This is a genomic window from Mucilaginibacter sp. (genome assembly GCF_028288105.1).
Taxonomy (GTDB): domain Bacteria; phylum Bacteroidota; class Bacteroidia; order Sphingobacteriales; family Sphingobacteriaceae; genus Mucilaginibacter.
Genome location: NZ_JAQBOI010000215.1, coordinates 1 through 3,355 on the forward strand (window position 1 = coordinate 1; position 3,355 = coordinate 3,355).

The 3,355-nt window shown below is 40.0% G+C and carries 5 protein-coding genes; all 5 read right to left on the reverse strand.

All coding sequences use genetic code 11. The annotated features are described in order from the left end of the window. The coding region (locus JWQ85_RS14735) for an NAD kinase (protein ID WP_299469264.1) at positions 1-871 on the reverse strand (871 nt) is incomplete at its 3' end. 9 nt (positions 872-880) lie between these two features. Beyond that, positions 881-1,543: a CBS domain-containing protein gene (locus tag JWQ85_RS14740; protein WP_299469266.1), complete on the reverse strand. Its 663-nt coding sequence runs from the start codon at positions 1,541-1,543 to the stop codon at positions 881-883. Positions 1,544-1,547: 4 nt separating this feature from the next. Further along, positions 1,548-2,309 carry an alpha/beta hydrolase gene (locus tag JWQ85_RS14745; RefSeq protein ID WP_299469268.1) on the reverse strand — a complete coding sequence of 254 codons (762 nt, stop codon included), beginning with the start codon at positions 2,307-2,309 and terminating at the stop codon, positions 1,548-1,550. Positions 2,310-2,433: 124 nt separating this feature from the next. Then, complete coding sequence (locus JWQ85_RS14750; RefSeq protein WP_299469270.1) at positions 2,434-2,883, reverse strand: GatB/YqeY domain-containing protein; 450 nt, start codon at positions 2,881-2,883, stop codon at positions 2,434-2,436. 106 nt (positions 2,884-2,989) lie between these two features. Beyond that, the coding region (locus tag JWQ85_RS14755) for an SDR family NAD(P)-dependent oxidoreductase (protein WP_299469272.1) at positions 2,990-3,355 on the reverse strand (366 nt) is incomplete at its 5' end.

Here is a 3,355-nt window from a genome sequence, read left to right on the forward strand (position 1 = left end):
GGGCGTCTAAACCCCATAATAGCTTTTTCCTTAACGTAGATAAGTAGCTTTCATTATTTAAGCGGATCAAATTAAGCTTAAAATCAGCTTTATAAACCTTAAACTGCATAGGTTTATCAATTATAACTGTACGGCTATCGCACGATACAATATAATTATTTCCTCTATAATCAATATCTACCAATAAAATACTGGTGTCTGGCAGCACAACAGGCCGCACATTTAAATTATGGGGAGCAACCGGGGTTAATGCTATGCTGTTTGATTGCGGGAACATAATGGGGCCGTTACAGCTTAACGAATAGGCTGTAGACCCGGTTGGTGTAGATATAATAATGCCATCGCCCCAATAGGAGTTTAAAAACTCGCCATCTAACGAAACATGGGTGGTTATCATGGCCGAATCATCGCGCTTATGAATGGTTACATCATTTAACGCGAAGTTATTGTCGCCAAATATTTTTTGATCAGAATCTATCACCAGCAATTCGCGGCTGTCAAGTGTAAACTCCTTGTTGACTACCGCGTGTATAGCGGCTGCTATATCGCTTTTGTTGATACTTGCCAAAAAGCCAAGCCGGCCAAAATTTATACCGATAACCGGGATACCCGAATCGCGGATAACGGTTACCAGATCCAGCAAGGTTCCATCGCCCCCAAGGGTTAAAAAAACATCAACATGGTTTTTCTCGGGTTGGCTGCAGTTTAATACCGAAAATGAAGATGTATCTATGTTTCCCTCCAGATACTCCTTTAATTGTGGATGCACACATATTTCAACCTTGTGCAGTATAAGGCTGTCAAATACCTGGCGGATATATGGAAAAACGGATGGATCGTTAAACTGCCTGCCGTAAACTGCTATTTTCATAAGGTGCGGTTACAAGTTCAGGTAATTCATAAACGAATCAAACCTGTCCATAGAGTTATCATTATGGTCGGTGAAATTAAAGGTAGCTTTAACGTCGTAGTTGTAACGTAAAAATGTAGCCAGAATATTTGATATATCCTGTTTGTTTACTTTAAGGGTTACCTCCATCCGGGTAGAATCCGGGAAAGTGCGGGTATAAGAGCTTAATATCTGTGCATTATCAGACTCTACCACTTGCGACATGTGTGCCAATGAGTTATTCTTACTATCTACCTCCAATACAATTATACCGCCTGGCTCTGATACAGAAGTCAGCTTGGCAAAGTATTCATTCATGGTATTGATGGATATTAAGCCCAGATAGTCCTTTTTTATATTAAGTACCGGCACTACAGTTAGCTTGCGCTCGTAAAACAGGCGAATAACATCGTAAATATGTTGCTCTTCCAACACATATGGGTTAACCAGCGATAATGCCAGCGAACCTATAGGTGCATTATAATCTGTTTCTTCTATCAGATCATCCTCACTAAGCAGGCCTAAAAACTGTTCTTCGTTTACAATTGGCAGGTGCCCAACCCTAAACTCTGCCATGCGGTCAAATACCTTCTGAATACTATCAGAGGTATGTGCCGGTGGTATCGCGTTAGATATTAGCTCAATTGCAAGCATTTGTTTATTTTTTAATTTTATCTAAAAATAATTTCAAGTACTTATTAAATTCTTCGGGTTGCTCCATCATTGGCGCATGCCCGCATTTATCAATCCAGTGCAGTTCGGCATTTGGCAGTAGCTCGTTAAACTCAACAGCAACTTCCGGCGGCGTAATTTTATCGTCCCTACCCCATATTAATGATACCGGCATGGTTATTTTACGCAGCTCGGTTTTCATATTATGCCTTATAGCCGATTTTGCCATGGCCAGTATCCTTATTACTTTATGCCTATCGTTAATCATTTGAAAAACCTCTTGCACCAGTTCTTCAGTTGCCGTTTTTGGATCATAAAAGGTATACTGTACCTTTTCTCTCACAAAATCAATACTCTCGCGGCGTGGAAACGATCCACCGAAAGCATTTTCATATAAACCAGAGCTACCTGTTAAAACCAGGGCCTTAACATAACCCGGATGTGCCAGCACATATATCAGCCCAACATGTCCACCCAACGAATTCCCTAACAAGGTAACATTACTAAGCTGTTTAAACTTTATAAACTTATGTACGAATTTTGAAAGGCTACGGACTCCTGTAGTTAATAAAGGCAGATCGTAAATTGGCAACAGAGGTATTATAACCCTGTAATTCTTACTAAACTCGTTAATAACCTCATCCCAATTGCTTAAAGCGCCCATTAACCCATGAAGCAACAACAACGTTTCACCTTCGCCTTCTTCAATGTAACTAAAACCCTTTTCTTCCTTAAGCACAAAATTCATAGTGTGATCGGTGTAAGTATTGTTGTAAATATATCAGACCAATTTCAATTTAGCCCGAATTGCTGTAAAATTATAATTATAAAAATATTCTTGCAGGTTTTATCTCAATAATTATACGATCGAACTAACCTAACAGTTGTTTCACCACTTCAGATACGGTTTTTCCGTCTGCACGCCCGGCAAGCTCCTTGTTAGCAACTCCCATTACCCTGCCCATATCCTTTACTGAAGTAACGCCAAGCCTTTCAATAACTTCCTGTATAAAACCTTCTATCTCGAAACGTGTCATTTGTTGCGGCAGATAAGGCTCTATTACATACATTTCTGCCATTTCTATATCGTACAAATCCTCGCGGTTTTGTGCTTTGTATATGTCTGCAGATTCTTTACGTTGTTTGATCAGCTTTTGCAACACCTTTATCTCGGCTTCCTGAGTTAATTCTTCAGCAGCGCCCTTTTCTGTCTTAGCCAATAATATGGCCGATTTAATAGCACGCAGCGCCCTTAGACGATCGGGTTGTTTAGCCAGCATGGCTTGTTTTATATCCTGGTCTATTTGTGTTAATAATGACATATCTTTAATTAGTGAATTAGTGATTGCTTTATTTCAGATTTCGAATGTTCGATTTCGGATTTATTATCATTTGCATATCTGCACATCTGAAATCTGCATATCTACTTTATTTCCTGAATATATTTGTTGCCGTGGCTTGAGCCGTTGGCATAACAGTAAGCTCGTTTATGTTTACATGCGCCGGGCGCGATGCCACAAACCATATGGTTTCGGCAATATCCTGTGCGGCTAATGGCTCAAAGCCTTCGTAAACCTTTTTGGCGCGTTCCTTATCCCCTTTAAAGCGCACTTCAGAAAACTCTGTTTCTACAGCGCCGGGATGTACGGCGGTAACTTTTATACCATGATTGTTCAAATCAATACGCATACCTTTATTTAAGGCGTCAACCGCATGCTTTGTGGCACAATATACATTTCCATTAGCGTAAACCTCTTTACCGGCTATAGAACCTAAGTTAATAATATGGCCGTA

Bases quoted from the DNA above. Each gene is read 5' to 3' on its own strand.
- JWQ85_RS14745 (WP_299469268.1), bottom strand. From the start codon at position 2,309: ATGAATTTTGTGCTTAAGGAAGAAAAGGGTTTTAGTTACATTGAAGAA.
- JWQ85_RS14750 (WP_299469270.1), bottom strand. From the start codon at position 2,883: ATGTCATTATTAACACAAATAGACCAGGATATAAAACAAGCCATGCTG.
- JWQ85_RS14740 (WP_299469266.1), bottom strand. From the start codon at position 1,543: ATGCTTGCAATTGAGCTAATATCTAACGCGATACCACCGGCACATACC.